At 38.3% G+C, this 2,496-nt stretch carries 1 protein-coding gene and 1 pseudogene; both read left to right on the forward strand.

Annotated features, from left to right (window positions below):
• Window positions 1-177 precede the first annotated feature (177 nt).
• Complete coding sequence (gene istA, locus C3945_RS11575; protein ID WP_161879807.1) at window positions 178-1,725, forward strand: IS21 family transposase; 1,548 nt, start codon at window positions 178-180, stop codon at window positions 1,723-1,725.
• Window positions 1,722-2,476, forward strand: a pseudogene (istB, locus tag C3945_RS12170) (IS21-like element helper ATPase IstB). The gene istA and the pseudogene istB overlap by 4 nt, the downstream one beginning before the upstream one ends.
• Window positions 2,477-2,496: the final 20 nt, after the last annotated feature.

A 2,496-nucleotide genomic window follows, 5' to 3' on the forward strand; every position in this document is an offset into this window, starting at 1 on the left:
TGAATATTGCGGTTGATGAGAGCCATATATGCGGTGATTAGAGCCAGTGAATGCGGAACACAGAACCACCCATTGCAATGTAGAGAGCCACTAAATGTTAATAGCTATATATTATAAACCTTCTGTATAATGATAGTGCATGCCTCTAGGCATGACAACAGTTACAGGAGGTTTTTTATGATTCAATACCGAAAAATCCTTGAGTTACATTTCAATCATGTATCTCAGCGTACTATAAGTACTAGCGTTGGAAGTTCTAGGAATACCGTATCAGATGTCATTAATCAAGCCGTAAAACACGACTTAAACTGTTTGACTGATGAGATGACTAATCGCTGGCTTGAAGAACTACTTTTTCCTGAGAAACTAGCTATTGAAAAAGGGTTCTTTCCGCCTAATTGGGAGGAAGTTCATAAGGAATTACAGAAGAAGAATGTTACTTTAAAACTACTCCATGTGGAGTATGATAAGCATGCACGAGATGGAGGCAAAGTGCCTTATGCTTATCGGACGTTTGCCGAGAACTATGGCAAGTACGCCAAAAAATATAAAGCAACAATGCCCATTCGTCGAAAACCAGGAGAAATTCTCGAGATTGATTGGGCTGGTTCGACACTATCCATTACTAGTCGTGAGAATGGTGAACAATTAACGGTTTATATTTTTGTCGCTACATTACCCTATAGTCAGTTCAGTTATGTAGAAGGCTTTTTGGACATGAAAACAGCAAACTGGTTAACCGGTCATATCCATGCTTTTGAATATTTTGGTGGTGTCCCAGAGACCTTAGTCCCTGATAATTTAAAAACAGGGGTTTCAAAGGCTTTACGTGCAGAGCCTATTCTAAATGAAGCTTATCGTGAATTAGCTGATTACTATCAAACAGTTATCGTTCCTGGCAGAGTTCGGAGTCCGAAAGATAAAGCAAGTGTAGAAGGAACCGTAGGGTTCATTTCTAGACAAATTATAGCTGCTTTACGCCACTATCAGTGTTTTGATCTTCGTGATTTAAACCAGCAAATTTGGAAGAAACTTAATGAAATAAATAAAGAACCCTTTCAAAAGCGTCCAGGTTCAAGGAAAAAAGCATTTGACGAAGAGGAGAAATCCTACCTTCACCCCTTACGTCAAACGCGATACAAATTATCGGAATGGAAGCGTTCCAAGGTTCAATCCAATTATCACATTCAAGTTGAACGCATGTATTACTCCACTCCTTACGAGTATATCCAGTGTGACGTTGATGTCCGTCTTTCAAAGGATTTAATTGAAGTATACTTCAAAGAATCTAGAATTGCATCCCACAAACGATTATACGGAGAAATCGGTCAATATTCTACATTTTCAGAACATATGCCGGATAATCACCGCCTATATTTAGAACATACACCTGAAAACAATCGAGAATGGGCACAAACGATTGGAACGCATATGGAAGAGTTTGTAGATAAGTTACTTCAGAGTAGTTCTGAAAAAAAGGCTCTCAATCAATTGATGAGTTTACGTAGTTTAGAAAAAAGATATTCAAAAGAAGAGATGAATTTAGCTGCTCAAAACTTACTTCTCGCCTCTACTAACCCTACGGTTAGTGTATTTAAAACAATCCTTAATAGAAACAAAAAGCGTGAACGAGCAAAAGAGGATGGCTCAGTGACAAAAATGATAACGAATGAAAATTATGGATTCGTGCGTGGCGCGGACTACTTTGGAGGGAACCGAAAATGAGAAACGAAGAAACATTGCGAAAGCTAGTAGAGATGAATATGGGTGCTATGGCAGATTCCTATAAAGAACAACTGAAAAATTCTGGTTATCAGGAGATGACCTTTGAAGAACGATTCAATTTACTTGTAGATCACGAGTATTCTCGTCGGCAGTCAAATAAATTACAACGCCTGATTAACCAAGCTCAATTTAGTGACCCGTCAGCAGCTATTGAAGATATTGAGTACCATCCCGATCGTCGCTTAGATAAACACCTTATTTTAGAATTAGCTACCGGTAATTATATCGAAAGACATTTAAATATCATATTAATGGGAGCTTCAGGTAATGGTAAAACGTGGTTATCAAATGCCTTCGGCATTCAAGCCTGTCGACAAAACTATAAAGTAAAGTATGTGCGACTACCTGAATTATTAGATGAATTCATTTCAGCAAGAAATGAAGCAGACGGCAGTTTCGTCGGTTGATTAAGAAATATAAGAAGGTAGACTTACTCATTATTGACGAGTGGTTATTAACCAACTTGCCAGAAGAACATACCCTAACGCTGTTTGAGATAATCGAATCACGATTAAAGATGGCTTCTACTATCTTCTGTTCACAAATCGCTCCTGAAGGGTGGTATGAAAAACTAGGCGAAGCCCTCGTAGCTGATGCAATTCTGGATCGGATTGTCCATGACTCTTATAGTATTTTAATTGATGGTGAAGTTTCTATGCGAGAAAGACACGGCTTAAAGTTCAGACTATAGGAAGTAGAAATTACTACTAG

The sequence above is a fragment of the Alkalibacterium sp. MB6 genome, assembly GCF_009935905.1.
Lineage (GTDB): Bacteria > Bacillota > Bacilli > Lactobacillales > Carnobacteriaceae_A > Alkalibacterium.